This window comes from Paraburkholderia hiiakae, from assembly GCF_904848665.1.
GTDB lineage: Bacteria > Pseudomonadota > Gammaproteobacteria > Burkholderiales > Burkholderiaceae > Paraburkholderia > Paraburkholderia hiiakae.
Window position 1 is genome coordinate 169,639 of record NZ_CAJHCQ010000007.1, and the last position, 26,980, is coordinate 196,618.

Annotated in this window: 32 protein-coding genes and 1 tRNA gene; 25 read left to right on the forward strand and 8 right to left on the reverse strand. The window is 62.0% G+C overall.

Translation table 11 applies throughout. The annotated features are described in order from the left end of the window. Positions 1-2 precede the first annotated feature (2 nt). The 20 genes from JMY28_RS15640 to JMY28_RS15735 all read left to right on the forward strand — a co-directional run bounded on the left by JMY28_RS15640 (position 3) and on the right by JMY28_RS15735 (position 16,728). A complete protein-coding gene (locus JMY28_RS15640; protein WP_201696839.1) occupies positions 3-437 on the forward strand; it encodes a phage tail tube protein in 435 nt (144 codons plus the stop codon). A gap of 3 nt (positions 438-440) precedes the next feature. After that, positions 441-824: a hypothetical protein gene (locus JMY28_RS15645; protein WP_201696840.1), complete on the forward strand. Its 384-nt coding sequence runs from the start codon at positions 441-443 to the stop codon at positions 822-824. A gap of 2 nt (positions 825-826) precedes the next feature. Beyond that, complete coding sequence (locus JMY28_RS15650) at positions 827-1,129, forward strand: phage tail assembly protein T (protein WP_201696841.1); 303 nt, start codon at positions 827-829, stop codon at positions 1,127-1,129. Then, the gene (locus JMY28_RS15655) at positions 1,032-1,523 is read left to right on the forward strand and encodes an HK97-gp10 family putative phage morphogenesis protein (RefSeq protein ID WP_236596885.1); all 492 of its coding nucleotides are present in this window, start codon (positions 1,032-1,034) and stop codon (positions 1,521-1,523) included. The genes JMY28_RS15650 and JMY28_RS15655 overlap by 98 nt, the downstream gene beginning before the upstream one ends. Before the next feature lie 79 nt (positions 1,524-1,602). Then, entirely contained in the window at positions 1,603-4,464 is a 2,862-nt protein-coding gene (locus tag JMY28_RS15660; RefSeq protein WP_201696842.1) for a phage tail tape measure protein, read from the forward strand. Continuing rightward, positions 4,457-4,798: a phage tail protein gene (locus JMY28_RS15665; protein WP_201696843.1), complete on the forward strand. Its 342-nt coding sequence runs from the start codon at positions 4,457-4,459 to the stop codon at positions 4,796-4,798. Before JMY28_RS15660 ends, JMY28_RS15665 begins: the two co-directional genes overlap by 8 nt. 6 nt (positions 4,799-4,804) lie before the next feature. Beyond that, positions 4,805-6,241, forward strand: a complete 1,437-nt coding sequence (locus JMY28_RS15670; RefSeq protein WP_201696844.1) for a tail fiber domain-containing protein — start codon at positions 4,805-4,807, stop codon at positions 6,239-6,241. Then, positions 6,238-6,921, forward strand: a complete 684-nt coding sequence (locus JMY28_RS15675; RefSeq protein WP_201696845.1) for a phage minor tail protein L — start codon at positions 6,238-6,240, stop codon at positions 6,919-6,921. Before JMY28_RS15670 ends, JMY28_RS15675 begins: the two co-directional genes overlap by 4 nt. Continuing rightward, complete coding sequence (locus tag JMY28_RS15680) at positions 6,922-7,671, forward strand: C40 family peptidase (protein WP_201696846.1); 750 nt, start codon at positions 6,922-6,924, stop codon at positions 7,669-7,671. Further along, positions 7,668-8,249: a tail assembly protein gene (locus tag JMY28_RS15685; RefSeq protein WP_201696847.1), complete on the forward strand. Its 582-nt coding sequence runs from the start codon at positions 7,668-7,670 to the stop codon at positions 8,247-8,249. Before JMY28_RS15680 ends, JMY28_RS15685 begins: the two co-directional genes overlap by 4 nt. Further along, on the forward strand, positions 8,249-11,641 hold the full coding sequence (locus tag JMY28_RS15690) for a host specificity protein J (RefSeq protein ID WP_201696848.1): 3,393 nt from the start codon (positions 8,249-8,251) through the stop codon (positions 11,639-11,641). The genes JMY28_RS15685 and JMY28_RS15690 overlap by 1 nt, the downstream gene beginning before the upstream one ends. Then, positions 11,641-11,946: a hypothetical protein gene (locus JMY28_RS15695; protein ID WP_201696849.1), complete on the forward strand. Its 306-nt coding sequence runs from the start codon at positions 11,641-11,643 to the stop codon at positions 11,944-11,946. Before JMY28_RS15690 ends, JMY28_RS15695 begins: the two co-directional genes overlap by 1 nt. Beyond that, a complete protein-coding gene (locus JMY28_RS15700; protein ID WP_201696850.1) occupies positions 11,946-12,680 on the forward strand; it encodes a hypothetical protein in 735 nt (244 codons plus the stop codon). The genes JMY28_RS15695 and JMY28_RS15700 overlap by 1 nt, the downstream gene beginning before the upstream one ends. Positions 12,681-12,688: 8 nt before the next feature. Next, entirely contained in the window at positions 12,689-13,006 is a 318-nt protein-coding gene (locus JMY28_RS15705; RefSeq protein WP_201696851.1) for a hypothetical protein, read from the forward strand. Positions 13,007-13,104: 98 nt separating this feature from the next. Continuing rightward, entirely contained in the window at positions 13,105-13,914 is an 810-nt protein-coding gene (locus JMY28_RS15710; protein ID WP_201696852.1) for a hypothetical protein, read from the forward strand. 89 nt (positions 13,915-14,003) lie between these two features. Then, a complete protein-coding gene (locus JMY28_RS15715) occupies positions 14,004-14,216 on the forward strand; it encodes a phage holin family protein (RefSeq protein ID WP_201696853.1) in 213 nt (70 codons plus the stop codon). Further along, positions 14,191-14,706 (forward strand): lysozyme, encoded by a 516-nt coding sequence (locus JMY28_RS15720; RefSeq protein WP_407945508.1) that lies wholly within the window; start codon positions 14,191-14,193, stop codon positions 14,704-14,706. The genes JMY28_RS15715 and JMY28_RS15720 overlap by 26 nt, the downstream gene beginning before the upstream one ends. Then, on the forward strand, positions 14,706-15,257 hold the full coding sequence (locus tag JMY28_RS15725; RefSeq protein WP_201696855.1) for a lysis system i-spanin subunit Rz: 552 nt from the start codon (positions 14,706-14,708) through the stop codon (positions 15,255-15,257). Before JMY28_RS15720 ends, JMY28_RS15725 begins: the two co-directional genes overlap by 1 nt. Before the next feature lie 48 nt (positions 15,258-15,305). Beyond that, positions 15,306-16,028, forward strand: coding sequence for an SOS response-associated peptidase (locus JMY28_RS15730; RefSeq protein ID WP_328809407.1), 723 nt, complete (start codon positions 15,306-15,308; stop codon positions 16,026-16,028). A gap of 268 nt (positions 16,029-16,296) precedes the next feature. Further along, on the forward strand, positions 16,297-16,728 hold the full coding sequence (locus JMY28_RS15735; protein ID WP_201696856.1) for a hypothetical protein: 432 nt from the start codon (positions 16,297-16,299) through the stop codon (positions 16,726-16,728). A gap of 117 nt (positions 16,729-16,845) precedes the next feature. Here the strand turns inward: JMY28_RS15735 and JMY28_RS15740 are convergent, their stop codons facing one another. The 5 genes from JMY28_RS15740 to dusA form a co-directional block, all read right to left on the reverse strand. Next, positions 16,846-17,067, reverse strand: coding sequence for a hypothetical protein (locus tag JMY28_RS15740; RefSeq protein ID WP_201696857.1), 222 nt, complete (start codon positions 17,065-17,067; stop codon positions 16,846-16,848). Positions 17,068-17,282: 215 nt separating this feature from the next. Then, positions 17,283-17,894, reverse strand: coding sequence for a hypothetical protein (locus tag JMY28_RS15745; protein ID WP_201696858.1), 612 nt, complete (start codon positions 17,892-17,894; stop codon positions 17,283-17,285). A 277-nt stretch (positions 17,895-18,171) separates the two neighbouring features. Continuing rightward, positions 18,172-18,966: a TIR domain-containing protein gene (locus JMY28_RS15750; RefSeq protein ID WP_201696859.1), complete on the reverse strand. Its 795-nt coding sequence runs from the start codon at positions 18,964-18,966 to the stop codon at positions 18,172-18,174. 177 nt (positions 18,967-19,143) lie between these two features. Continuing rightward, a tRNA-His gene (locus tag JMY28_RS15755) sits at positions 19,144-19,219 on the reverse strand. Between the two features lie 88 nt (positions 19,220-19,307). Further along, positions 19,308-20,309, reverse strand: coding sequence for a tRNA dihydrouridine(20/20a) synthase DusA (gene dusA, locus JMY28_RS15760; RefSeq protein WP_201696860.1), 1,002 nt, complete (start codon positions 20,307-20,309; stop codon positions 19,308-19,310). Between the two features lie 417 nt (positions 20,310-20,726). Between dusA and JMY28_RS15765 the strand changes: the two genes are divergently transcribed. Further along, positions 20,727-20,999 (forward strand): hypothetical protein, encoded by a 273-nt coding sequence (locus tag JMY28_RS15765; RefSeq protein WP_028204875.1) that lies wholly within the window; start codon positions 20,727-20,729, stop codon positions 20,997-20,999. Positions 21,000-21,118: 119 nt separating this feature from the next. Here JMY28_RS15765 and JMY28_RS15770 read toward each other — a convergent pair whose 3' ends face one another. Next, the gene (locus JMY28_RS15770; protein ID WP_201696861.1) at positions 21,119-21,457 is read right to left on the reverse strand and encodes a hypothetical protein; all 339 of its coding nucleotides are present in this window, start codon (positions 21,455-21,457) and stop codon (positions 21,119-21,121) included. Between the two features lie 69 nt (positions 21,458-21,526). On the opposite strand from JMY28_RS15770, the gene JMY28_RS15775 reads away from it, so the two are divergent. The 3 genes from JMY28_RS15775 to JMY28_RS15785 all read left to right on the forward strand — a co-directional run bounded on the left by JMY28_RS15775 (position 21,527) and on the right by JMY28_RS15785 (position 24,357). Then, positions 21,527-22,579: an NADP(H)-dependent aldo-keto reductase gene (locus tag JMY28_RS15775; RefSeq protein ID WP_201696862.1), complete on the forward strand. Its 1,053-nt coding sequence runs from the start codon at positions 21,527-21,529 to the stop codon at positions 22,577-22,579. Positions 22,580-22,768: 189 nt separating this feature from the next. Then, positions 22,769-23,830 (forward strand): permease, encoded by a 1,062-nt coding sequence (locus tag JMY28_RS15780; RefSeq protein ID WP_201696863.1) that lies wholly within the window; start codon positions 22,769-22,771, stop codon positions 23,828-23,830. A gap of 104 nt (positions 23,831-23,934) precedes the next feature. Then, positions 23,935-24,357, forward strand: a complete 423-nt coding sequence (locus JMY28_RS15785) for a hypothetical protein (RefSeq protein ID WP_042268617.1) — start codon at positions 23,935-23,937, stop codon at positions 24,355-24,357. Positions 24,358-24,372: 15 nt separating this feature from the next. Here JMY28_RS15785 and JMY28_RS15790 read toward each other — a convergent pair whose 3' ends face one another. Together JMY28_RS15790 and nodI are read right to left on the reverse strand one after the other, a co-directional pair. Next, positions 24,373-25,209: an ABC transporter permease gene (locus JMY28_RS15790; protein ID WP_201696864.1), complete on the reverse strand. Its 837-nt coding sequence runs from the start codon at positions 25,207-25,209 to the stop codon at positions 24,373-24,375. Between the two features lie 57 nt (positions 25,210-25,266). After that, positions 25,267-26,181 (reverse strand): nodulation factor ABC transporter ATP-binding protein NodI, encoded by a 915-nt coding sequence (nodI, locus tag JMY28_RS15795; RefSeq protein ID WP_201696865.1) that lies wholly within the window; start codon positions 26,179-26,181, stop codon positions 25,267-25,269. A 321-nt stretch (positions 26,182-26,502) separates the two neighbouring features. On the opposite strand from nodI, the gene JMY28_RS15800 reads away from it, so the two are divergent. Next, positions 26,503-26,973, forward strand: a complete 471-nt coding sequence (locus tag JMY28_RS15800) for a universal stress protein (protein WP_201696866.1) — start codon at positions 26,503-26,505, stop codon at positions 26,971-26,973. Positions 26,974-26,980: the final 7 nt, after the last annotated feature.

Sequence of the window (26,980 nt, forward strand, 5' to 3'; positions counted from 1 at the left end):
CTATGACGAGTACTGCAATTTCGTCGCAAGGCAGCACGTTCGCGGTGAACACCGCAGCATCGGGCGCAGCCAATCCGACGTGGACGAACGTCGCCAACGTGAAGAGCTATTCGGGCTTCGATGGCGCGGCGACGGAAATCGACGTGACCGATCTGAATTCGACCGCGAAGGAAAAGCGGCTCGGCCTGCAGGATTGGGGCTCGTTCTCCCTCGACGCGAACATCAACTACGCCGATCCGGGCCAGGCTGCAATGCTCGCATCCCGCAAGGCGGGCACGGCGCTTGAGTACAAGCTTACGTTGCCCGACGGCTCCGCAAAGGAGTTCTCGGCATACGTCAAGTCGTTCCCGCTCGCTGGTGGCACCGACACGGTCCTCACGGGTACGATCGCGCTCACGATTACCGGTGACGTTACCGACGTTCCGGCGGAGGCGTAATCGATGCTGACGCGTGAAATGATCCTCGCGGCGCGCGACCTCGGCTTCGAGGTCGTCGAAGTACCGGAATGGGGTGGCGAAGTGCGTATCGGGGTGATGAGCGGCAAGGTCCGCGAAGCGCTCATGGACGTGCTCGCTGAGAAGCAACCCGTTTCGCGCTTCCAGGCGCTGATGCTGGCAAGCACGATCGTCGACGAAAACGGCGCGCCATTGTTCGGTCCAAATGACGTCGAACAGCTGAGTGACAAAAACACCGACGTTCTGGTGCGGCTCGTCGGCGTCGCGATGCGCATCAACAAGATCGGCGCCGGAGCGACGGAGGAAGCGGAAAAAAACTCCGAAGCCGCCCTGAGCGGCTCTTCTGGCACCGCCTCGCCCGCGAACTAAAAATGTCGGTGGCGCGCTGCATGCGGGAGGTTAGCAGCGCGGAATTCACCGACTGGATCGCGTATTCGCAGATCGAGCACTTCGGTCCTCAGATCGATGATCTGCGCGCCGGCGTGATCGCTGCGGCTATCTACAACGTCAATCGCGACTCGAAGAAACACCCAACGCCATTTGGTCCGAGCGACGTCATACCGTGGCTAGGTCTCGATGAAGTCAAGGCTTCTCAGCCGATTCTTCTGGACGACCCGGTCGCGCAGTCGAACCTCTTGCGCGCTGCACTGTTTGGAGATCGTGCGAATGGCTAAGGCGTTCACAACCGCAAATCCAGAAGCGCTAACTGCGCAACTCGACGCCCTTGACGACGCCGTCAGCGAATCCACGCTGCGCAAGGCGGCGCTCGTCGGCGCAAACATTTTTCTCGCAGAAGAGAAGTTGCGCGTTCCACGCCGCACGGGCGCGGGCGCGGACGCGCTGGTTATCGCATACGACGCCGAGAACTCGGTTCCCGGAAAGCTGGCGTCCTACATCGTCACGTGGCTGAAAGATGCCTATTACCTGCGGTTCGTGGAATACGGCACCTCACGCATGGCCGCGCAGCCGTTCAAGCGTCCTGCCTACGAGGCGAAAAAGAAGGAAGCAGCGCAAGCAGTCGCTGACGCGATCGACGCTCAAATAGAGGCGAAAACACGTGGCAAATGAAAGCATCACGCGGGTTACAGCCGACGCCAGCGGGTATCGTTCCGAGCTGGATTCCGCGCGCAAGTCTGCGCAGGCATTCATGCAGACGCAGGATCAGGCTGCGCAACGCGTCGCCGTCGCTCAAAAGGCGATCGCCGAAGCTGCGGTAAATGGCAGTCAGGCGAGTGCTCGCGAGATCAACTCGTTCGTATCGTCGCTGACTCGCGCCGCGGATACTGCAGGCAAAACCCGTTCCGAGCTGTTGGCGATGAAGGCGGCGCAGCTCGGCATCGCCGACGCCGCTGCGGCGTCAATCGAGAAGCTTCGCGCCGTTGAGCAGGCTTCGTCGGGTGCAGGCGAAGCGGTGCACGAATTCAGCCTGAATTCAGTGGCGGCGCGCCGCGAGCTAGCAGTGCTCGCGCACGAAGCATCGCAGGGCTCATGGAAGAATTTTGGCGGCTCGTTGCTCGTGCTCGCCGAGCGCACCGACGCACTTTCGCTCGCGATGAGCCCGCTCGGACTCACGATCGGCGCAACGGTCGGCGCGGTCGCGCTGCTCACGCACGCGATCATCGAAGGCTATGCGCAATACGCTGCTTTTGAGAAGGCTATCGTCAGCACGAACGGGGCGCTTGACGTGTCAGCCGGCCAGATGCAGGCGATTGCTGCCACATTCGAAGACGCCAAAACGTCGTTCTCGGCTGCGCGCGAAGCGCTCGCAGCGGTCGCGGACACAGGGCGCTTCACTGGCGATGATCTTGCGCTCGCGGGCCGCGCAGCGGTCGCGATGAGCGAAGACACCGGCGTGAGCGCCGACAAGGCCGTCGAATCGCTGGTCAAGCTGCACGACAATGTTATCCAGTGGCTGACTGCCTATCAGGAGCAGCATCACACGTTTTCGGCAGCGCAGGTCGAAGAGATCGAGAACTTCGTGCGCGCGGGCGACGCAGCGGCAGCTCAGAAGGCTGCGATGCTGGATCTGATCAGTGCGCACGAGCAGGTGGCGGCGTCGGCTGAAAAGAACGTCGGCATCGTCATGCAGTACTGGAATGATTGGGGTCGCATTATCGATCGCGTAAAGAACGCGATCATGAATATCGGTGTGCCCGACGACATCACCAAGCAGGTGGGTGACCAGCTTGCGCGCGTCGAGGCGGATCAGCGCAACCTCGCGCAACAGCAGTCGATGGGTGCGATGGGTGCCGTCGCGCAGGCGAAAGAGCAGCTCGACCTCGACATGAAGCGACTGAACGTGCTTCGTGATCAGCAGGCCGTTCAATTCAAGTCGCAGCGGGATGCAGCGCAGCGCGCCGCCGGCGGCGATGCTGCGGTCGCTGTCAACAAGTATCTCGACAGCACGCAGTATGCGACGCCGCTCGAGCAGCGCAACCTCGCAATCAAGAAAGAAAACGCGGATTTTGCTGCCGCAACAAAGGATCTCGACAAGACTGCTTCGGACTACGTCGCAGCGGAGAAGCGGCACGCCGATAACCTAGCGCAGATTGAAAAGCAGTATGACAGCCGGAACGGCTCGAAAGCTGCAGCAAACGCCGCGGCGTCGGCCGCCCAAAATGCGATCAGCGCGCAGCTCGCTGCGCTCGATGCTCAGCAAAAGGACATTGAGTCGAAGCTGAAAGCGTCGCTCGAGCACATCAAGAGCCTGCAGGATCAAGGGCTGATCACTCAGGGGGATGCGCTTAAACAGGCGCACGATGCGCGCGCCGACGCCCTGCAGCAGGAACTGAAGATCGAGCAGCAGCAGGTCGAGATCGCCCAAGGAAAGAAGCAAAAGGCGGCAGTCGAGAAGTACGCCGGCGAGGTAAAGGCCACGCAGGACAAGATCGCGGCGAATGACCAGCAGTTCACCGATGACTCGGGGAAGCTAGCTAAGAAGCGCGCCACCGATCTGCAGGTGTACACCGATGCGCTCAATCAGCAGTTGCAAACCCAGCGGGCTGCCGCCGATCAGGCGCTCGCTGGCCTCTCGATGGGCACGAACGATCGGGCCGACTACGACAAGCTGCTCGCCATTCGCCAGGACTATGACCGAAAGGTCGCAGACCTCGCGCGGCAGCGCACGCAAAACAAGATCGGAGAGGGGCAGTATGCGGACGAACTGGCGGCCACGAAGAGCTACTACGACCAATCGGTCGCGATCGCTCAGAAGTCGTCGACGGACATTCGAGCTGCGAATGCGGACTGGACGACTGGCGCGAAGCGCGCGCTGGCCGACTATTCCGACGAGGCTGCAAACGTCGCTGCAGCAACTGCGTCGACGTTTCAAGACGCGTTTCGCGGCATGGAAGATGCGTTTGCGAAGTTCGTCACGACAGGCAAGGTGAGCTTCAGCGATCTGGCAACCAGCGTTATCTCGGACATTGCGCGCATTCAGGCGCGAGCGGCGATCTCGGGCCTGTTCAACTACGCGGCTAGCGCGCTCGGCTCGTATTTCGGTGGCGGCTCGTCACTGTCGTCGTTGTTCGGCGCGTCAAGCACGTCGAGCGTCGCGAGCGCGGCCTCGAGCTATTCCGTCGGCGACAACTCGTATGGCTTCCATCTTTCGACCGGCGGCGCGGTATCGGGGCCCGGGAGTGCTACCTCCGATTCGATTCCGGCATGGCTGTCGGATGGCGAATACGTACTCAAGGCTTCTACGGTGCAGCGTATCGGAGTCGGTAACCTCGACGCGATCAACAGCGGTGCGGCAGTACACAGCGCCGCTCGATTTGCCTCTGGTGGCGCCGTCGGCAGCGCGGCGTCGTCAGTGTCGTCTGCGGCACGTGGCGGCGACACGAATGTGCAGGTTTCGGTCGCGGCGAACGGCGGCGGGTCGTTTGATCAAAGCGACGCGACGTGGCTGCAGTCGCAGGTGCAGAAGCTGGTCGATAGCCGCATAGCGCAGAAGATGAAGGGGCAGGGCGGCTACGCCTGGCAGATGAAGTACGGGGGTGTGAATGGCTGACACGTTTGGCTGGGTTCCCACAGTCGCTAGCGCGTCTGGCACGGCAACGGCGACAGTGCGCAAGGCACAGTTCGGCGACGGCTATTCGCAGCGCGCGGCGGATGGCCTGAACAATGTCGCTTCGTCGTTCAGTCTGCAGTTCATCGGCGACGCCGCGAAGATCTCCTCGATTCTTGCTTTCCTGCGCGCGGCGGCCGGCTCGACGTCGTTCAACTGGACGCCGCCGCTCTGGACCGCGCCCGCGCTTTTCACCTGCGAAACGTGGAGCGAGCCGACAAAAGACGGCAACGTGTTCACGATCACCGCGACATTCGAGCAAACCTTTGCACCCTAAGGCACCATGACGGCACTCCAGAAAGTAAATCTCGGCACCGCGCCGACGGGCACCGATGGCGATACCGTTCGCACTGCCAACGTGAAGGCGAACGCGAATGTCGACGTTCTCACCACGCAAGCAATTTTGACGAGCTCGTCGCCGAACGCTGTGCGTGACCTGACGGCCGCAGATATGGGCAAGCGGATCAACTTCACGCCCACTTCCGCGGCGTCGTCGCATTTCCCGGCAGCGAACACGACCGGTGCGGACCAGATCGTCTCCGTGCACAACCTGTCGACTGCTTACGACGTCACGATGGCTATCGCAGTGGGCAGCGGAGATGCGGCGCCGACGATCGTCGTCGTGAAGCCGGGCGAGCTGCTGACGTGGGAAACGGATGGTGTTTCGGCATGGCGGACGATCGGGCGCAAGAAAGCCTTCGACGAGGTGGTGCAGGGCAAATTGAGCGTTGCAGGCGCGCTTACGGCTTCTGGTAGCGCGACCGTAGGCGGTACGCTGTCGGTAACCGGTGCGCTTACTGCGGGCGCCCCTATCAAGACCTCGTACGCTGCGGCTACCGTGGTTGCTAACGACACGTCAGGTAACTCACAGTTTGGCTACGGGTACCAGTCTAACGGTAGCGGTATATGGGCTACGTGGGTGTCACCCTCGCGAGATTGGTTTCTACAAAGATACGTCAGCGGTAACCCGGTAGATAATCCTATCGTGGTGGCTAACGCCACAGGCGTAGCGAGTTTTTCTCAACGGCCCGTGTTCGCTGGAAATACTCCGTGGGACAGCGGTAACCTCACTCCTAGCCAGTACGCAAAGCAGTCTAGTACAACCGCTTTCGCGGCGGGTGACATTGCGTCCTCAGGTCAACTCACCTCGACAGGGAACGCGGCCATCGGTACGGGCGCATCGCTGGTAAACATCGGGCCGTCTAATAACTCGCCAATATCCAGTCACACTCCGGGGCTTGCGTGGCGGTCTGGTAGTGGCATTGATTTGTGGGGTAACACGAACCCGTTAAACATCGGCTCAGGTACTACGGGCATTGTCTCGTTCTATAACGGTTCAAGTCCCTCGGTAGTGGTCGGCAGTATCACGACAACGGGCGCGGCCGTTGCATATAACACCACATCGGACTATCGCCTCAAGGAAAACGTGGCGTCGATCTCCGGTGCGTTGGCGCGCATTCGTCAGGTGCCAGCTCGCACGTTTAGCTTTAAGGCCGACGACACGCATGCAATCGTGACCGGCTTCATTGCGCACGAACTGCAAGCGGTGCTTCCAGAAGCGGTTCACGGAGATAAGGACGCGGTAGACGACGACGGCGCGCCTGTGTTTCAGGTGGTCGACTACTCCAAGTGCGGCCCGCTGATGTGGGCGGCGATTTCCGAGCTGGCTGCAGCCCTGGACGCTGCTGTCGCGCGCGTTGCCGAGCTGGAGGCTAAATGACCATCACAGCCGACGTTCAGCAGCTTGAGCCCGGTCGCCTGATTGAGTTGTTCGAGGTGGACTGCACAGCAATCGGCGGAGACATGCTGCGCTTCCACGGTCATCTGCAATCGACGTCGATCTGGTGGCAGGGCAATGAGTACAAGCCGTGGCCGATTCAGGCGTCGGGCTTCAAGCGCACTACGGATTCACAGCAGCCGACGCCGACGCTCACCGTCGGCGACATCAACGGCACGATCTCGGCGCTGTGCGTCTACCTGGCCGATTTGGTGGGCGCGACTGTGCGCCGTCGCCGCACGCTCGGGAAGTATCTAGACGCGGTGAATTTTCCGGCCGGGAACCCGACGGCTGATCCGACTGCTGAAATGCCAGCCGAGATCTGGCGCGTGGAGCAAAAAACCAACGAGCAGCCGGGCCTGCAGGTGGAATTTACGGTCGCGTCGCCGCTCGACTTCGGTGGCCAGCAGCTTCCCGCTCGCCAGATCGTGAGCATCTGCCAGTGGAAGTATCGCGACGCGAACTGTGGCTATACCGGCAGCGCGTATTTCGACGCGAACGACCAGCCGGTGACCGACCCGGCGCTCGACCGCTGCAGTATGAGAACGAGCGGCTGCCAGTGCCGCTTCGGCGTGAACAATCCGCTGCCTTTCGGCGGCTTCCTCAGCGACACCCTTTCCTGAATGAACGAAACCACGAAGGGCGCGATCGCAGCGCACGCGATCGCGGAGTACCCGCGCGAGTGCGTCGGGCTGGTGGTGCTCGTCCAGGGCGCGGAAACCTATATGCCGTGCGCGAACTGGGCGGCCACGCCGAGCGAGCAATTCGTGCTGGCCGGCGAGGACTACGCGCGCGCTGAGGATGCTGGTGAAATCGTCGCGCTCGTGCATTCGCATCCCGGCGCGCCGGCGCGTCCGAGCGCCGCCGACAGGGCGATGTGTGAGCAGGGCGGCATCGCGTGCTGGGTGATCGTCTCTCTGGGCGTGCAGGCGGATGGCTCGATCGCTGTCGACGACTGGTGTGAGTTTGGCCCGAGCGGGTATGTCGCGCCGCTCATCGGACGTCAGTTCGCGCACGGCGTGCACGACTGCTATGCGATCGTGCGCGACTGGTATCGCCTCGAGCGCGGCGTCGAACTGCCGGACTTCGCGCGCCGCGACGACTGGTGGGACGACGGTCATTCGTCGCTCTACCTCGACAACTACCGCGCCGCGGGCTTCGAAGACGTCGGTGCTGCCGCCGAGCTGCAGCCCGGCGATGTGTTGCTGATGCAGATCCGCAGCGGCAACTGCGTGCCGAATCACGCGGGCGTCTATCTCGGCGCCGGGCAGTTTCTGCACCACATGCACGGCCGCCTTTCCGGCCGCACCGTGTGGGGCGGTATGTGGGCGCAATGCCTTCGCACGGTGCTGCGATACAGGGGAAGTGAATGAGCGAGCAACTGCGCACGATCAGGCTATACGGCGTGCTCGGCGCGCGCTTCGGGCGCGTGCACCGCCTCGCGGTCAATTCGACATCGGAGGCGATGCGCGCGCTTGGCGTCGTGCTGCCCGGCTTCCGGCAGTTCATGGCGCGCTCACGCGAGCAGGGGCTGACGTTCGCGGTTTTCGTCGGCAAGCAGAACCTGACGCGCGACGAGCTCGAGTATCCGGTAGGCGGTGATGAGATCCGCATCGCGCCGGTGCTGCTCGGCAGCAAGCGAGGTGGCCTGTTCCAGACCATTTTCGGGGCTGCGCTGGTTGTGGTCGGTGCCGTCGCCTCTGCGTACGGACAGGCGTGGGGCGCGCAACTGATCGGCCTCGGCGTCTCGATGGCGCTCGGCGGTGTCGTGCAGATGCTCAGCCCGCAGACGGGCGGCCTCGCTGGCGTCACGAACAACGGCACCTCGTATTACTTCAATGGCCCGGTGAACAGCTCTGCACAGGGCGAGCCTGTGCCCATTGTGTACGGGCGCATGGTGGTGGGTTCCAAGGTGATCAGTTCTGGCATTTATGCCGAGGATCAAAGCTGATGCGAATTTCAGGTGCAAAGGGCAGTAGCAGCGGCGGCTCGCCGTCGGAATCGCCGGATAGCCTGCATTCGATTGCCTATGCGAAGGTCCTCGACCTGATCTCGGAAGGCCCGATTGTCGGCCTGGTCAACGGCCTGCAATCCGTCTTTCTCGACGGCACGCCGATCCAGAACGGCGACGGCTCGACCAACTTCTCGAACTATTCGGTCGACACGCGCGTTGGCACGCAGGATCAGGATTTTCTGACCGGCTTTCCGTCAGTGGAGAACGAAACGGCCATCGGCGTTGCGCTCACGAGCGACACGCCATGGGTGCGTCAAGTCGAGAACACGCAGCTCACCGCGGTGCGCATTCGCTTTGGCGTGCCCGCACTCGAGCAGACGAACAGCTCGACGGGAGACACCACCGGATACCGCATCGAGTATGCGATCGACATCGCGGTCGATGGCGGCTCCTATGCGCAGGTGCTGTCTGGCGCATTCGACGGCAAGACGACTTCGCTCTACGAGCGCAGCGCGCGCATTGAGCTTCCTGCTGCGACGACCGGCTGGCTGGTGCGCGTGCGGCGCATCACCGCTAACGCGCACAACACCTATATTCAGGACACGGTCAACGTCGAGGCGATCACCGAAATCATCGATCGCAAGCTGCGCTATCCGATGAGCGCGCTCGTCGGTATGCAGTTTGACGCGCAGTCGTTCAGCTCTGTGCCGACGCGTTCGTTCGACGTGAAAGGTCGCGTTATCAGCGTGCCGTCGAACTACGATCCGGAGGCGCGCACGTATTCAGGCGCGTGGGACGGCACGTTCAAACAGGCCTGGACGAACTGCCCGCCGTGGATCTTCTACGACCTCGTGCAGAACGATCGCTACGGCGCCGGCAAGTTCGTCGACGCGTCGTCGCTCGACAAGTGGTCGCTGTACGAGATCGCGCAGTACTGCGACGTCATGGTGTCGGACGGCAAGGGTGGCCAGGAGCCGCGCTTCACGTGCAACTGCGTGATCCAGTCGCAGTCGGACGCGTTCAAGGTGCTGCAGGACATTGCGGGCATTTTTCGTGGGCAGGCGTATTGGGGCGCGGGCAATGTCGTCGCGACGGCGGACATGCCTTCCGATCCGGTGCACGTGTACACGCAGGCGAACGTTGTTGGCGGCCAGTTCTCCTACGTTGGATCGGAGCGCAAGTCGCGTTACACCGTCGCGCAGGTGAGCTGGAACGACCCGGCAAACCAGTATCAGCAAGCCGTCGAGTACGTGCCCGACGATGACGGCCTCGCGCGCTACGGCGTCGTCAAGGCGCAGATCACAGCGTTCGGCACGACGTCGCAGGCGCAAGCGCACCGTCTCGGCTTGTGGACGCTGCTCACAAGCCGCTACGAGACGAATACGGTGTCGTTTCAGGTTGGCCTCGACGGCACGCTCTGCACGCCCGGCGAGGTGATTGCCGTCGCCGATTCGAACAAGGCAGGGCGCCGTATCGGCGGCCGCATCCGCTCGATGAGCGGGCGCACGGTGGTGCTCGACAAGGCGCCGACGGCGTCGCCCGGCGACACGCTCACGGTGATCATGCCCGATGGCATCGCGCAGGCGCGCAGCGTCCAATCGGTGGACGGCGGCACGTTCACGATGACGGCGGCATTCGACGAGGATGCGGTGTCCGGCGCGGTGTGGATGCTGGAGAGCGCTGACCTCGTCTCGCAGCTCTTCCGCGTGACGGGTGTCGAAGAAAGCTCCGACAACGGCCAGATCACCTACACGATCAGCGCGGCCCAGCACGAGCCCGGCAAGTATGCGGCGATCGACAACGGCGCGCAGATCCAGCAGCGGCCAGTGACGATCACGCCACCGTCCGCGCAATCGCCGCCGACGAACGTACGCATCTCGACGTATTCGTTCACGGATCAGGGCATCGCCAAGACGAACATGGTGATCGCCTGGGATGCTGCCGACAAGGCGGTGAGTTATATCCCGGAGTGGCAGAAGGACAACGGCGAGTGGGTCGCGGCCAACCAGACGGGCGGCCTGCAGGTCGAGGTTGCGGGCATCTATCAGGGCAACTATCTCGCTCGCGTCAGAGCGCAGAACGCGCTAGGCGTGACCTCGATTCCGGCGTACAGCGTCCAGACGGCGCTCACCGGCAAGACGAGCCCGCCGCCGGCGGTAACGTCGCTGACCACCACGACGCAGGTTTTCGCGATCCAGCTCGATTGGACGTTTCCGGCGGATGGTTCGGCCAACGATACACAGCGCACCGAGATCTGGTACAGCAAGACGCCGAATCGCGCCGACGCCGTGAAGCTGGCCGACTACGCCTATCCGCAGGCGCGCGCAAACCTGATGGGCCTGGCCGCCGGGCAGTCGTTTTTCTTCTGGGCGCGTCTCGTCGACACGTCGGGCAACATCGGGCCGTGGTATCCGGACGGCGCTGGCGTCAACGGGCAGAGCAGCAGCGACGCCGACGAGATCCTGTCGTACCTAAACGGGCAGATCGGCAAGGAGCAGCTCACGCAGGACTTGCTGGCACCGATCGAGGCGATTCCCGGCCTGCAGCAGGACGTCGAGGATAACGCTGCTGCAATCACGAACGAGCAGCAGGCGCGCGTCGACGGCGATACCGCGCTTTCCAATCGGCTCGATCAGGTGAGCGCGCAGGTGCTCGTGCCGGACATGGCAGGCGACGACGGCGGCTATGCCGGTTCAACGCAGGTGTATGCGGGCGTGTGGTCGGAGCAGTCTGCGCGCGCCGAGGCCGACATGGCGCTCGCGCAGGACATCCAGACGACTACGGCGCAGATGAGTTCGACGAAAGCGACGCTTCTCGCGGCAGTGCAGACGGAGACTCAGGCCCGCGTCGACGGCGACAGCGCGCTTGCGACACAGGTCACGACGGTACAGGCGCAGGCCAATGCGAATACGGCGGCCGTGCAAACGGTGGCGTCGTCGTATGCCGACCTGAATGGCCGCGTGGCCGCGTCGTATCAGATCAAGACGCAGATCACGGCCAACGGGCGCACCTACATCGCGGGTATCGGCGTGGGTGTCGACAACAGCAGCGGTGTTGTCGAATCGACGGTTCTGCTGTCGGCGAGCCGTGTTGCCATCCTTGATCCGAACGGCAGCGCAGTGTCGTCGCCGTTCGTGGTGCAAGGCGGACAGGTCTTCATTTCGCAGGCGTTCATTGGCACGGGCTGGATTCAGAACGCGATGATTGGCGACATCATCCAGTCGACGGCCGTGGGTGCGAACGGGCAGCCGCGCTGGAAGCTCGATAAGAATGGCACGCTGACGCTCAATGGCGCGAACGGAGGCAGTGGCTACATGACGCTGAACGATTCAACGCTGCTTGTTTACGACAACAACGGCACGCTGCGCGTGCGCTTGGGGCTCTGGTAATGACGGCTGGACTTCAGATCTGGAATGCGAGCGGGCAGCTTGTGCTTGATGCGACCAGCAGACTTGGTCGCATCAAGGGTATTCAGCAGCTCGACGGAAACAACGGTTCGTATCCGATTGATCTTTCCGGTGGTACTCCGTTCTGGTCGTTTCAGCCAGACCGGCTCTATTTCCACATTTCCAATCAGACAGCCTCGCCGATCATCACGATCGACGCGAACGGTGTTTATTGGACTTACAGCTCAACGTCCGGACTCAGTTACCCGAAGACTGTGACCGGCACTCTCATTTTCGGAGTGTATTGATGACAGCTGGATTCCAGGCATTCACCGATAGCGGGCTCGTGCAGATCGATGGTCTGAATCCGAACTTCCAGCTGATTTCGTCGTTGGCGCAGACGTTGCAGCAAGAGTCACTGGCCACGGTCTACAACAACGTCGGTACGCAGTTTTATGCAACCTACTGGCACACCACCTTTACATTCACCGCAAACAATCCGCTTTTTGCCTTCACGGCAGACGGCGGAGTGATGGTGACGCCGTGGAAGTTTTCCCGTTCGGGTAATACGTACACGGCTGAATTTATCGGCGCGGCGCAGACGGTTGTGCGCCTCTATGTCTTCGACAACGTGCCCGTCACCGCGTCGAACTTCGGACTGCAGGTATTCAGCGCATCGGGCGCACTGATCGCGGACGCAGCGAAGCCGTTTGCACGCGTGATCGACGTGAAGTCAGACCAGTATTTGAGTGGTAGCGGCTTCGACGGTACAGGCACGTCAATGCCTGGCACGAGCACGCAGAGCCAGACATATGGCGTGAACGTCGCAATCGCGGGGTGCTGGCCCGCGCATTACATGTTCGGCTCTGGCGACAACAACGGCGGTACCGGCGAGACAACGATGAGCGGCATCGCCGTTTCGGGCGGCACAATCACCTGGGAGTTTCACACGTTCAACGGAACACGCGGCGCGCACTTCGTCGGCTTTCGCGAAACGACCGCATATCGATTCATGGTGCTCGACATGACCGGCATTATCTAGGAGGGAACATGCCACTTCAGCAAGACTACGATACCCCGTCCACCGGCGCTGTCGCGTCATATCACGTCGTGCAGCAGGTATCGATCGACTATGTGTCGAACCTCGTCGGTGCCACCGTTGCATCGTATCTCTCGAAGGATGCAAGGGACGCGGGCAAGTTTGCGATGTACACGCAGCAGATTCAGCTTCAGGGCCTTCCGGAGGCCGGGACGGACGCGCTTGCGTATGCAGAGGCGCAGCTTTCGGCGGTGGTGCCGACCGATGGAAGTGTGGTGCCCGGCTTCCCGAATCGCTATGCCTTTGCGGGTGCAACGGTCGTCGAATGATGCTCGGCGGGTATTTTTCGCACGAACCTTTCAGGACGTAAATATATCTGTAAACTTGACGCTGCAGCGAAACGAGAATTGCCAATCCGGGGATAAAAATGAAGAAGAAACTGAGCATCTTGCTCTTGGGGTGTGTCGCGCTTTCGGCGTGCGGTGGTGGTAGTGGCGGCTCCGATAGCAGCGCGACCACGACGAAGAAACTCACTGTTTCTATGTACGGAAACCCGCTTGCGTCAGGTGCGTCCACGAAGGTGGCTCGTGCACAATTCAGCCTGATCTCATCCGCGATGGCCGCTGATGCACCGAGCGCTGCATCGGATGCGCAGGCAACCGTCCAGACGCTGCAGGACGCGCTTACGTCTCGGGGCGTGCCAGCGCAGGTGTCGGCGGGAGTGATGGATGGAACGACTCTGCATCAGATCGTTATGGGAGAGAACAACGGTCTCCCGCCGACTCCCGACCAGTTCAAGACCGAGCCTAGCGAATGGATCGTCGTGAATTTCCAGCTCGACGACATGGTGACCAGAGCGGACGATCCGGCGCAGCTTGCAGCGCAAGCGCAGTTCTCGCAGGATCTGGCCATCTTCACGCAACGCGCCAACGTATCGGGAAAACGCGTGTTCGCGATCATGGCTATTCCGACGTGTGATGTCCCGAACCAGAACTCAGCAGCTGATGGTTTGAATCACGCCATCTTGAATGCGGGGCTGAATTCAACGATTTCGCAGGTTGGCGGCACGCCGTTCCAGGGCGTGCGGGACGCAAACGGCGACGTCGTCAATGGACTCCTTGTAGGTCACATGGGGGGCGACTGTCGGACACCGGATGCGTACATGCAGAACTACCATATCCAGGCCATCGCCGATGATCTCGCGAGCCGATACCAGGGCTATTTGAACGGCAACTGAGTCAGGACAACGCAAGCAACCGAGCCAGCCTTCGAGCTGGCTTTTTTATTGGCCGCCGCGAGCGGCCTTTTTCATTTCGGGGGGAATGGATGCGAGTCAGTGCAAGCGAGGCAGTGAGCTATGCGGGGAGCGGTGTATCGCTTGGATCAGCGCTCACGCTGACCGACATTGGCGTGATCGTCGGTATCGCCACTGCGATTCTGACATTCGGACTCAACGCCTACTTCATGTGGCGCAAGGATCAACGCGAGCAGCGCGAGTCGGATGCGCGCTTGCATGAACTGGAGGAACACGGTGGCTAGTACATCGAGGAAAACACTGGTGGGAGTCGTAGGGGCCGCGTCTGCGGCCCTTTTGCTTTCTGTCGTGCCGCGCTTCGAGGGCGTCGTCTACCGGGGCTATCTCGATCCGGTTGGCATCCCCACGAAGTGCATGGGCGACACGCACGACGTTGTGGTCGGGCAGCCCTACAGCGACGGTGAGTGTCGCGAGTCGCTGGAAACACAGCTCATCGCGCACGCCGAGCCGGTGCTTAAGTGCACGCCGGGCCTGAAGGGGCGCACGTACCAGCTCGCGGCCGCGGTGAGCTTCGCCTACAACATCGGCGCCAGCGCGTACTGCGGCAGTTCGACGGCGCGCCGCTTCAATTCGGGCGACTGGCGAGGCGCATGCCGGGCAATCAACGAATCGGACGCGGGGCGCCCGCAATGGGTGACATCGGGCGGCAGAGTGTTGCCCGGTCTGGTGAAACGTCGTGCTGAAGAGCGCGAGCTATGCGAAAGGGGGCTGTGATGCTGAGAGCAATTATTCCGTATGTGATCGCCGCGCTACTCGGCGCGGCAGTCGGCGCCGAGGTACTGCACCTGATCGGCGCCCGGCAACTCGCCGCTGAGCAGGCGGCGCACGCGAAGGACAACGAGCAGCACGCAAACGACATGCTGAACGTGTCGCACGCGGCGCTGGAGGGCGAGCAACGCGCGATTGACGCGCACAACGTGGCGCAGGCCGCGCTAGCCGCGGCGGACGCTGCAATCACACAGGAGAAGGACGCTCATGAAACTGACAACCGCAGCTATCGCGCTGCTCTCGCTGCTGGCACTGAGCGCGTGCGCGTCGCAGTGCGCAACTGTTCCGCAGCCGGTAGCGGTAATGCAACCGGACCTGCCCGCGCCGCCGGCGTGGGCGATGGAAGCGCCGCCGTCGCAGACCTCGACCCAGCGGTTGCAGAACGCGTTTTCAGGGTCGCTGGAGACGACCAGCGAGAAATCGACAAAGTGAAGGCGCTGCAGGCGTACGTTTGCACTGTACGGCCGAGCACGCCCGATTGCGAGGCGAAGCGGTAACCACGAAGCACGCGGCCGCGCTGCTATTCCTCGCGCGGTCGTTGCCGTTTGGACCTGGCTATCATGGGGGCTTGTCACTTGGAGCTTCCCATGTGTACGAACTATGCCGCAGCGCGCCGCGACCACATCTTTAAGCACTTCGGCATAGAGCCGCCGGATAGCCCTTGGCGAGACGAAATCTACAAAGACTATGCGTCGCCGATCATTCGACGCGTTGATGGGGAAACGCGAGCGGATCTCGCGAGCTTCGGGATTGTCCCGCGCCGGCACATTCCCGACGGCGTGAAGGTATTCGACACCATGAATGCGCGCGCGGAGACGGTCGGCGAGAGGCGAAGCTTCAGCGGCGCATGGAAGAAGCAACAACTCGCTCTCATTCCGTGCGAGGCGTTCTACGAGCCGAACTATGAAACAGGGAAGGCCGTGCGCTGGCGCATCGGAATGGCTGACGGATCACCGTTCGCGATTGCCGGGCTCTGGCGGGAATGGATCGAACCGGATGGAAGGGCGTGGTCGTTCACGATGCTTACGGTCAACGCGGCCGAGCATCCGCTGATGAATCGTTTCCACAAGCCGGGAGACGAAAAGCGCTCTGTCGTGATTGTTCCGCCCGATGAGTATTCGAACTGGCTCGCCTCGCGCTCGACCGATGAGGCTCGTTCGTTCCTCAACCTCTTTCCTGCCAGCGCGATGCACGCAGAGGCGAAGCCTGCGCCGCCACGTGCAGCGAAGCCGAAGGCCACGCAGGCCGAGGATCCGGGCGAGCATTGAAAAGAGGCCGCCGATTCTTAGCGAAGCGGCGGCCTTAAGCTTTGTCTTCCAGCTTGGGAGGCACTGGAGGTTGCGGGGTCTGTTGCAACCGCCATGTAAGGTAGCAGTAATATTTGGCGCCGTCTATACCGCAAAAAAGCCCATCGTCAGAGTAACCGTAGCCGCGCCGTTATTCCTTGCATGGCGCTCAACAGAGGGCGGAGATTCCTTCCTCTCGGATCGGTCCCGGTGTTACATTTGCTGAAAATATGACAAATCCGGGGGCGCAATGAAGGTAAGAAGTGCAGTCGCAGCGTTATTGATTTCAGCGTCAACAATCGTTGCAGCGCAACAACCTGGAAAGGCTGCGGTGTATGTTGACGATCGGACTGAAGACGTTCAGGGCCATCGGCTTGCGTATGCGGTGAAGGAGCAAATTCGTAACTCGGCAAGCATGCGGCTTGTGGATACGAAGGACGAATCCGCCCTGCAAATCCACCTCTCTAGCCTTGATCCCGACAACGATCAGATTCGAACGGTGTATTCGATGGCTCTCTCGCTAATCAACTTTTCGTCGCCGAGTTCGCCCCCGGTCTACCTGGATTCTACTAGTGGCGTCTGCGGTGCTCATGTCATAGACCAGTGTGCAAACTCGATTCTTGCCAGGGTGGACAGCGAGATTTCCGCTGTTCGTGCGGCGCTCGCAAAATCGAGAAAATGATACGCCGTAGGCTACGACAAGGGCTTTTCCGGTAGGACTGTCCATCATGCCGGAAAACCTGAAACCGATCCGGCATTGATGCGCCAGTACAAGGCAGGGCGGATGCGCCTGCACCCTTCAGCTCTCTCGCGGCCGATTCAATATCTTGTCGACCACGGCCTGCTGCCGCTGCGTCGGCTTGTCAGTCAAGCACGGCTCCGCATCAAGCTCCTGCATGAAGCATCCCCACACCGACGAGGGCACGGCGCCGTGCCCATTGGCTCCCAGAAAGTTGCGGATCTGATTCGCGCGAGAGATGGTCGCGCGCAGCCGGTGGATCTCCCACAGCAGTTCGAGCACGACAGGTTCGGGATGGTCATCCCATATCTGGGCGAGGCGCTCGGCAGTGAGTGGTGGGCGGTGCGGCATGCTAGTTCGATTACTGTATAAACGTACAGTAGTCTAGCGCGTTCCCGATTCTCTAATCGCCGCAATCTATGCGGTGAATACGGCCGGCATTCGCCGCATAGCCAAACGGATGGGCGATGTGTGCTCGATCAGGGACGGCGGCGGCCTTACGTCACGTCGGAGTCCCATCCGTCGTCGATCATTTTATTGAGGAAGTTGCTGTAAAACTCGATGCCCATGCGCGCCATCGTGATGGGTTTCGTGTCGGGCAGTTTCTGCCCGTCATGTTCTACAGGTGGCTCATAGGTCTTGCCGCGATGCTTCACTGGTTGCGCGTATACCTCAGTTGGGGCGAAGTAGCTACGCGAGGCTCCGACCACGTCGGCGGGGATTGCTGTGCCGTCTTCGAAAGTGTACGTCGGGGCGTGCATGAACACTTTGTTGCCGTCTGGAAGATCGAATTCAAACCGCATCCCGGCGTCAAGTCTGCCGGTAATGTCGTCGCTCAAATGCTCATCAACATCTCGGGCGCGCGCGAGATATTGGATAAGCGGATCGGAGCGGAGCGCGACGTTGATGCGCTTGACGTGCGGCGAATTGGTGAATTTCGAATCACCTTTGAGCGACGCTTGGGTTTTGTTCCAGAACCTCGTCAACCTGCCAAGAGCCTCTTTCCACTGGTTTTCAAAATCTTCTGGGGACTTGGCGTGTTCCATCCGCGCAAGCGCATCGCGCGCGAACTCAAGTTCGCGCCGCGCCGCGTCAAGCTTTTTGCCCATGTCGACTCCTGCGACGAAGTGCGTGCCCAATCATCAGCAGGCCAAGGGCACCCAAACGCAAAAAAGGCCCCGTCAAAAACGGAGCCCATTTCGGATCTGCAAAGGTACAACTGCGATTCTAAGGTACAGCGCTTTGAGCACAAATCGCTCAAAGCCTTATATATCGGGTGGCGGAGAGACGGGGATTCGAACCCCGGATAGGCTATTAACCTATACGCTCTTCTGAGCGTTCGTCTCGTCTTAGCGAGTGCGCGACAGGGTAGTCGCGTCGCTTAGGCTATGCCGGAAACTCGCGTCGGAGCGTTGCAAGTACCTCACCGAAGGTTTCCTTAATATTGCCTTTCGAGAATCGAATGTACTGTACGCCCTGAACATTCGAGAATTCCTCGACACCTTCCTCAAGCAGAAGAATGGCGCGGGGAAAGCCGAGCCGTCCCTGGAACAGGCCAGCCTCGTGGATTACATTCTGGCGAGCCCTGAACTGCCCATCTGCCTGCTCGTCCTCGGCAGTCATAACGAGGGCCGCGAACGAACTTTTCTGTGCCATCTCCTCAAGAATGTCGCGAATCGTGTGCCCCGCACGAGCTCCGGTCTCGTAGGCCTCGATCTTCACTCCATGCTTGTCCTGGAGGTGATCCTTCAAATCGCGCCACGCTGCACTTCGGCCGTGACCGATGAAAACTACCGTGTCTCGCTGCGGATGTGCTGACGCCGGAAGCGGGGGCAACTTGCATTGGCTGACGCTTCTTTCGAATACATCGAATATCGATTCGATCTCAGAGCGTGTAGGTGCCTCAATCGCAATGTCCGTTTCCCGCGCGCCCATCTCGGCCGCCAAAGTGTACCCCCCGCCGAAGATCAACAGATTTGCCTTGCGCTTTGAAATGCGATAGTCAGCGAGGAACTCGTCGACGGTGTCGTAGGACCACGCGGCATCGTCGTGAGCAACTTTGAGTGTGATCAATCGCAGACCCTGTCCGGATTCAGGAGCAATCGAGCGCAGTTTCTCGATCGCCTCGCGTAAGACATCTGCAGTGAATCGGGTCTCTTTAAATTCCTTTTGCTTTCTCAAGCTGATCTCCAACGTGGCCGGTATGTTGAGACGCGCCGCAGGTGAGCGAAATGGGAGTCTGAATGAAAAAAGCCCGCAACAGTGTGCGGGCTTAATTCCGAAATTCTAAATTTCATTCCGAATTTCGCTATGCGCAATCTTCGGCTGCGCCTAAGCGCTTGATACAAAAGAATTCTTTGGGGTGGCTGATGGGACTCGAACCCACGACAACAGGAATCACAATCCTGGACTCTACCAACTGAGCTACAGCCACCGCTGTTTTCTCAATCAGCGCTGCTTTGAAAGCGGCGTCAATCAAGAAGCAAGATTATATACATATCAAACCGGGCTTGCCTAGCCCTTTATTCAAGAATTTCGTCGGGAACGCGCAGATATTCGCGCGCCTCGTCGAAGATCGCGAGATCCGCCTTCGCGAGCTTGCGGCTGTCCGAGAGGATGCGTCGCCATCCGCGCGCGCCGGCCACGCCGCGGTAAAGACCGAGCGCATGGCGCACGATCGCGCCCAGGTAAGTGCCGCGCGCGATTTCGCTCGCGCAGTACTCGATGAGCTTCGCTTCCACTTCCTCGCGCGTGAGCGCGGCATCGGCGGCGCCATAGAAGCGCGCATCGACGTCGGCGAGCACATAGGGGTTGTGGTAAGCCTCGCGGCCGAGCATCACGCCATCGACATGCTGTAAATGTTGCTCGACTTCGTCGAGCGTCTTGATGCCGCCGTTGATGATGATTTCGAGCTGCGGGAAGTCGCGCTTGAGCTGGTACGCGTAGTCGTACTTGAGCGGCGGGATCTCACGGTTTTCCTTCGGGCTCAAGCCCTTCAGGATCGCGTTGCGCGCGTGGACGATAAAGACGTCGCAGCCCGCTTCGGCAATCGTGCCGACAAAGTCGCGCACGAATGCATAGTCCTCGACCGTATCCACGCCAATGCGGTGCTTGACCGTCACCGGCACGGAGACGACATCGCGCATCGCCTTCACGCAGTCCGCCACGAGTTGCGGTTCGTTCATCAGGCATGCGCCGAATGCACCGCGCTGCACGCGCTCGGACGGGCAGCCGCAGTTCAGGTTGATTTCGTCGTAACCCCACTGTTCGCCGAGCTTCGCGGCGCGCGCGAGGTCGTCGGGTTCGCTGCCGCCCAATTGAAGCGCGACCGGCGCCTCGGCAGGCGTGAACGCGAGATGGCGCGGAACGTCGCCGTGGAGGAGGGCGCCCGTCGTCACCATCTCCGTATACAGCCACGTGTGCCGGGAGATGAAGCGATGCAGAGAGCGGCAGTAGCGATCGGTCCAGTCCATCATCGGCGCGACGGATACGCGGCGGGGGCTGGCTTGATGGTTGTCGGACATGGCGATGGGAAACCGGTGACTAACGGCTGGCGTGGATCAACCTTCGATTTTACCGCATACGGGCTTGGCTCTTCGTACCCTTTGCGCACTGCGCCAATTCGCCCAAAACCCCTGCAGGAAGCGCACCCGATGGCCGTTTTCGGCCAAAAAACCCTGATGACGTTATGTGATCCACGTGGAATTTGCTGCGTTGCGCAAATTTTTTTAGGCGCGCTTTTAGGGTCTGTTCGTCGCTCAGCCCCGTCAGAATTGCCTGACACGATTGTTGCTGAATGCAGAATAGTAAATTCGGATTATCGCGATTATTTTCCGATAGTAGGTGTATACACTGAGTTTCGTTGACGCAGCTCGTGGGCACTGACCTCCCAGGCGCGGCGCCTTCCCGATCCGCAATTGAACCTGATATTGGAGTCCACCATGAAGACCAAACTCATCGCAGCGCTGCTGGTCGCAGCTACCGCTTCTGTTGCCGCTCCGGCGTTCGCCAGCGGCTATGGCCCGGCACCGTTCTATCGCCCGGACGTCGGCGCGCCGGCTTCGCAGCGTGGCCAGAGCGTCCAGACCGTGGCCGCAGAGCGCGTCCAGGAACAAGGCGCCCAAACGGCATACGGCGGTGTCGCCGGCTCGGCTTCGCAGTCGGGCAGCCACGCGAAGGCCACGGGCCCGCAATCGGTCTTCTTCGGCCAGTAAGTCGCGCTGAAGTTTCCGATTCGTTTCGGGGTTGCCTGCAAGACGGGCGGCCTGAAAGCCGGATGTCGTTTCGACGTCCGGCTTTTCGCTTTTCAGGCCTGCTTTTTCTGAGGTGACGCTCAGGAGGCGGCGCGAACGCGCTGGTCGATGGCCTCGCGAATCCGGTCGAAGGCGGCGTCGAAGGCGTTATTCTGGGTCGGGAAGCGGCCGGCGGCGATGCCGTCAATCGGCACGTTGCCGTTTTCGGCGCCCGTGAGGCTATGGAAGATTTGCGTCGAGACGAAAAAGCCGGCTTCGTGGTCGCCGTCCACACCGGCGGTCATGTCGAAACCCATGTATTCGTAGCTGCGTCGGTTTTCCATGCCGATTTCTCCTCTTAGGCGCATGTGCGGATTCTGGCACGTCTGCCGGCGAACGGCGCCGTCACCGGCCGCGGCGTATTCGGCCGCATTCGGCATTTCCTGAAAAAAATCCCGCGGCGTGATAGTTTCGGCGTTTCCTCAACCGAACTGATGGACGACGTTTCCATGGAATACCGCACACTCGGCGATACCGACGTCAAGGTGAGCCTGATCGGGCTCGGCACGATGACGTGGGGCGAGCAGAACACGGAACGCGAGGCGCACGAACAGATCGACTACGCGCTCGACCAGGGCGTCACGCTGATCGACGCCGCTGAAATGTACCCCGTGCCGCCGCGCCCGGAGACGCAAGGACAGACCGAGCGTTTCATCGGGACGTGGCTCGCGCAGCATCCCGCGGCGCGCGAGCGCATCGTGCTCGCCACCAAAATTGCGGGCCCGGCTCGCCAGCCGCACAATCCGCAGCACATTCGCGGACCGCAGAACCAGTTCGACCGCAAGAATCTGACCGAAGCGCTCGACGGCAGCCTGAAGCGCCTGCAGACCGATTACGTCGATCTGTATCAGTTGCACTGGCCCGACCGCAGCACGATGACGTTCGGCCGCAGCATGTATCCGTATCTCGACGATGCGTACACCGTGCCGATCGAGGAAACGCTCAGCGTGCTCGCCGATTTCGTGAAGGCCGGGAAGGTCCGCCATATCGGCGTGTCCAACGAAACGCCGTGGGGCGTCGCCCAGTTCCTGCGCGCTTCCGAAAAGCTCGGGCTGCCGCGCATCGTCAGCATTCAGAATCCATACAGCCTGCTCAATCGCACGTTCGAAAGCGGCCTGTCCGAATTCGCGCACCGCGAAGGCGTGGGCCTGCTCGCGTATTCGCCGCTCGCGTTTGGCTGGCTTTCGGGCAAGTACGAGGGCGGGGCGCGTCCGGAAGGCGCGCGCATCACGCGGTTCGAGCGTTTCAAGCGCTACAGCAAGCCGGAATCGGTGGCCGCGACGACGCGTTACGTGGAACTCGCACGGGCGCATGGCTATACGCCAGCGCAGTTCGCGCTCGCTTTCGTCAACAGCCGGCCGTTCCTCACCAGCAATCTGATCGGCGCGACCTCGCTCGACCAGTTGAAGGAAAATATCGCCAGCGCCGACGTCAAGCTCACCCCCGAATTGCTCGCGCAGATCGACGCGCTGCACGAGCAGCAGCCTAATCCTGCCCCCTAGAGGGAGCAGGGAACCGCGCGGCCCCTTCCCGGCCCGCGCGGCGCGGCGCCGGCGCCAACGTGCCAAAGTCGTTGGCGATTCGCAAGGCATACACTACGATCCAGCATGCGCCTGTCGGGGCGCCATCACGCGTCGCGTGACGGCGCCCCGACAGGCCGTCCATACGCTCAATCCGGGAGAAAATTCACAATGACGAGCGCACGCCCAGCGCAATCGCCCCCGTCCTACGGCTGGCCCATTTTTATTTTGCTGGCGGTGGCGGGCCTCTTCTACGTGAAGTGGTTCCCGTACTATCACCGCGCATTCACCGCCGAGGAAACACATTCCATCGGCAAATCGATCCTGATGGGCGGCGCGTCCACAGCCCCTGATCCCTCGTTCTCCGCCGCGCTCGATTACGCCTTCGCCTACGGCAAGGCGATCTGGCAGGCGATGGTGCTCGGTCTGTTGCTCGGCTCGGGCGTGCAAGCCCTCCTGCCCGCGCAATGGGTCGCGCGCGTGCTCGGCCGGCGCGGCTTTGGCAGCGTCGCGGCGGGCGGCCTGCTCGCGGTGCCCGGCATGATGTGCACCTGCTGCGCCGCGCCCGTGGTCGTTGGCCTGCGCGCGCGCAATGCATCGGCAGGCGGCGCGATTGCATTCTGGCTCGGCAACTCCGTGCTCAATCCGGCCACGCTCGTGTTCATGGGCTTCGTGCTCGGCTGGCAGTGGAGCGCGCTGCGGCTCACGCTGGGCCTGTTGATGGTGTTTGGCCTTGGCTGGGTCTGCAACCGGCTCGTCACGCCCGAGGAGTCGCGTGCCGCCGACGACCGCCTGGCGCTTTTCGCCCAGCAACAGGCCGATGGCGGCAACGTCTTCGTGCGCTGGGCACGTATCTTCGCGCGCATGGCCGTGCGTCTCGTGCCGGAGTACATCGTGCTCGTGCTGCTGCTCGGTGCCGCGCGCGCGTGGCTCTTCCCGCATATCGGCCCGGAGGTGACGAGCAGCCTTGGCTGGATCGTCACGTTTGCCGTGGTCGGCATGCTGTTCGTGATCCCCACGGCCGGCGAGGTCCCCATCATCCAGGCGATGCTCGCTCTCGGCATGGGCGTGGGGCCCGCGGGTGCGCTCCTGATGACGCTGCCGCCCGTGAGCGTGCCGTCGTTCGCGATGCTGGCGAGCTCGTTCCGGCCGCGCATGCTCGCCGTCGTGGGCTCGACGGTGGTGTTCTTCGGCATCGCCGCGGGGCTCGCGGCGGTGGCCCTGGGCTTCTAGGGACGTTGGGACGAGGCAAGCGCCCTGCGTCCAGCGTCGGCATTCTTGTAATACGCGGGCGGTCCGCCGCCCGCCACGGAGCGGGCCGCGGCCCGAAAACCAGCATGGCAAAGCAAAAAACCAATCCGAAACTCGAGCAGGCACTCACGCGCGGCGATCTCGCCATCCGCCAGGCCAATTCGGCCCGCGCCACGGCGGTGCTGCGCGCGCTCGGCAAGATGATCGTCGAGGCTTCGGCCACCATCGGCGTCGAGGCGGACACCTCGATTCCCGACGGCGATCGCATCTACGACCCGGCCGATGGTCTGTGGCCGCAGTCGCTGCTGGTTTCGCTCGATGGCCCGGTGGAGGAGTCGGATCCGGAAGAGATCCGCACGGTGCGTTTGCTCGCCCAGACCCAATCGACGATGTTCCGCGTGGAATGGCATCGCGCCGACGGCAAGGTCGGTCGCCAGGAAGGCGGGCCGTTCGCGACGGTCGCGTTTATTTCGGACGTCGATATTCCCTGGGGAGACGACGAGGACTGAGTTCCTCGCGATGTTTTAACGCATCATGCGTCGGCGGAACAGCACCGAAGCGATCGCGAACGGCACCACCACGTAGATCGCGAGCACCAGCAGGTGCAGGCCGGCCTGCTCGACAGGCCGGTCGAGCATGGCGGGGCGGATCAACGCGACGGCATGCGCGAGCGGCAGCATCAGCGTGATGTGCTGCGCGGCCGCGGGCAGTTGCGAGATCGGGAAGAACACGCCGGAGAGCAGCAGCATCGGCGTGAGCACGAGCGTCTGATAGAACATGAAGAAGTCGTAGGACGGCGCGAGCGCGGTGACGATCATCGCGCAGCTCGCGAACGCGAGGCCCGCGAGCGCGATCACGGGCAGCGCGAGCAGCATGGAAGGAAAACTCGCGTAGCCGAGCAGGCCCGCCACCACCATGATCGCCGCGCCGGAGAGTATCGACTTGCTCGCGGCCCACATCACTTCGCCAAGCACGACGTCGCCAAGCGTGAGCGGCGTGTGCATGATCGCTTCCCACGTGCGCTGCACGTGCATGCGCGAGAAGCCCGAGTACATCGACTCGAAGCTCGCCGACATCATCACCGAGGACGACACCGTGCCCGCCGCGAGAAACGCGATGTACGAGACGCCGTCGACGTGCCCAACCATCAGCCCGAGCCCGAAGCCGAGCCCGAAGAGATAAATCATCGGGTCGGCGAGATTGCCGAACATCGACGCGAGGGCGAGCTTGCGCCAGACCAGATAATTACGCCGCCACACGGCTATCCAGTGCGTGGCGTTCGAAGGCAGCGCGGCGCGCGGCTCGCGCATGGGCGCATGGGCGGGGCGCGAGGGCGTCGGGTTGTTGGTGCGTGTCTGCATGGTGTCCTTGGCGATTCGTACGCCGCCGTCAATTCTGCCGCGTTAGTCTTGCTGCAGTTAGTCTTGCATCTCGCGGCCCGTGAGCCGCAGGAACACGTCTTCGAGATTCGCGGGCCGGTGCAGGTAGCGTAGATCGGAGCGATGGCGCAGCTTCGCATGCACGGGCGCGGGGTCATCGACATAGCAGAATAGCGTCTCGCCGCTGATCTCCGTGCGCTTCGCATCGGCCGCGAGTTCGTCGCGCAGCGAGACCGGGTCCGGGCCGTACACCTCGATCACATCGCAGCCGATCTCCGATTCGATCAGCGCTTTGGGCGCGCCCTCGGCGATCTTGCGGCCTTCCTCGATCACGCAGACGCGATTGCAAAGTCGTTCGGCCTCCTCCATGAAATGCGTGGTGAGGAGAATCGTCTTGCCGCGCGCGAGCAGCGAGCGCAGCCGCTCCCAGATCAGATGCCGCGCCTGCGGGTCGAGGCCTGTCGTGGGCTCGTCCATCACGAGCACGTCGGGGTCGTTCACGAGCGCGCGCGCAAGGGTGAGACGACGGCGCATGCCGCCCGAGAGTTCACCCACGCGCGCGTCCGCCTTGCTTTCGAGGCGCGCGAATTCGAGCAGCGGCGCGACGAGTTCGCGCGTTTCGCGTGCGGACAAGCCGAAGTAACGGCCGAATACGAGCAGGTTCTCGCGCACGGTGAAGTCGGGGTCGAGATTATCGAACTGCGGCACCACCCCCACACGCCGGCGGGCGTGACGCGCGCGCGCCGGCACCGGTTCGCCGCACAGGCTGATGCGACCCGCATCGGGCGAAACGATGCCGAGCAGCATGCGCAGCGTCGTGGTTTTCCCGGCGCCATTGGGGCCGAGCAGCCCGAAGCACTCACCGGGGAGGACGTTGAACGAGAGGCCGTTGACGACCGCCCTGTCTCCGTAATGTTTGATGACCTGCTCGAATTCGATGGCGGCTGCGGGCATGGACCAGTTGAATGTGAGTCGAACGGGCGTCGCGCGAGTCGAGCGCAAAAGCGAACGAGAAATCGCACGAAACAAGGCGGCCCATTTTAGTGCATTGCTGCGTGGCGGGTTGGGCGCCGCTTCGAAGCCGTTTGACGTTGCATGAGGCGAATGCATGTCGGGGCAAGCATCCGGCCGTGCACCAGACGCGTGCGCTGGGGAGGACGCATCTGGCGTTTTTCGATGCTCACCTGGCGTTTTCCAGCCCTTGCGTGTGGAATTGCGGCGCACCATCATGAGAATCACACAGCCTGCAAGTCACGCGGGCAGGGAGAAGCGATCATGGCGAGCTACAAAAAAATTCTGCTCTGTTACGACGGCTCGCGCGAAGGCCGCAAGGCACTGCGTTGCGGCGCCGATCTTGCGCTCGATCTGCAGGCGGAAACGCATCTGCTCTCGGTTGTCGACATGCGTTCGACGATCGCCCAGAGCGCCGGCCTGCTGACCGATGTGGCTTGCGGGCGCTTCGAGGAAACGGCGCGCGAAATCCTTCAAGAAGGCGTGGACTGGCTCACTGAGCGCGGCGTGCGCGCCCAGGGCCACTTCGCGTTCGGGCATCCGATCGACGAAATCGCGAATCTGGCCAGCGAATTGAATGCCGACCTCGTGGTGGTGGGTCACCGCTGCCGCACGGGGCTTTCGCGCTGGTGGATGGGCGCGGGCAACACGCCGCTGCTCGACCGCGTGTCGTGCAGCATTCTCGTGGCGTGTTCGTCGGCGGCTGAGGAAAAACAGCAGCAAGCCGCCGCGTAGACAATCA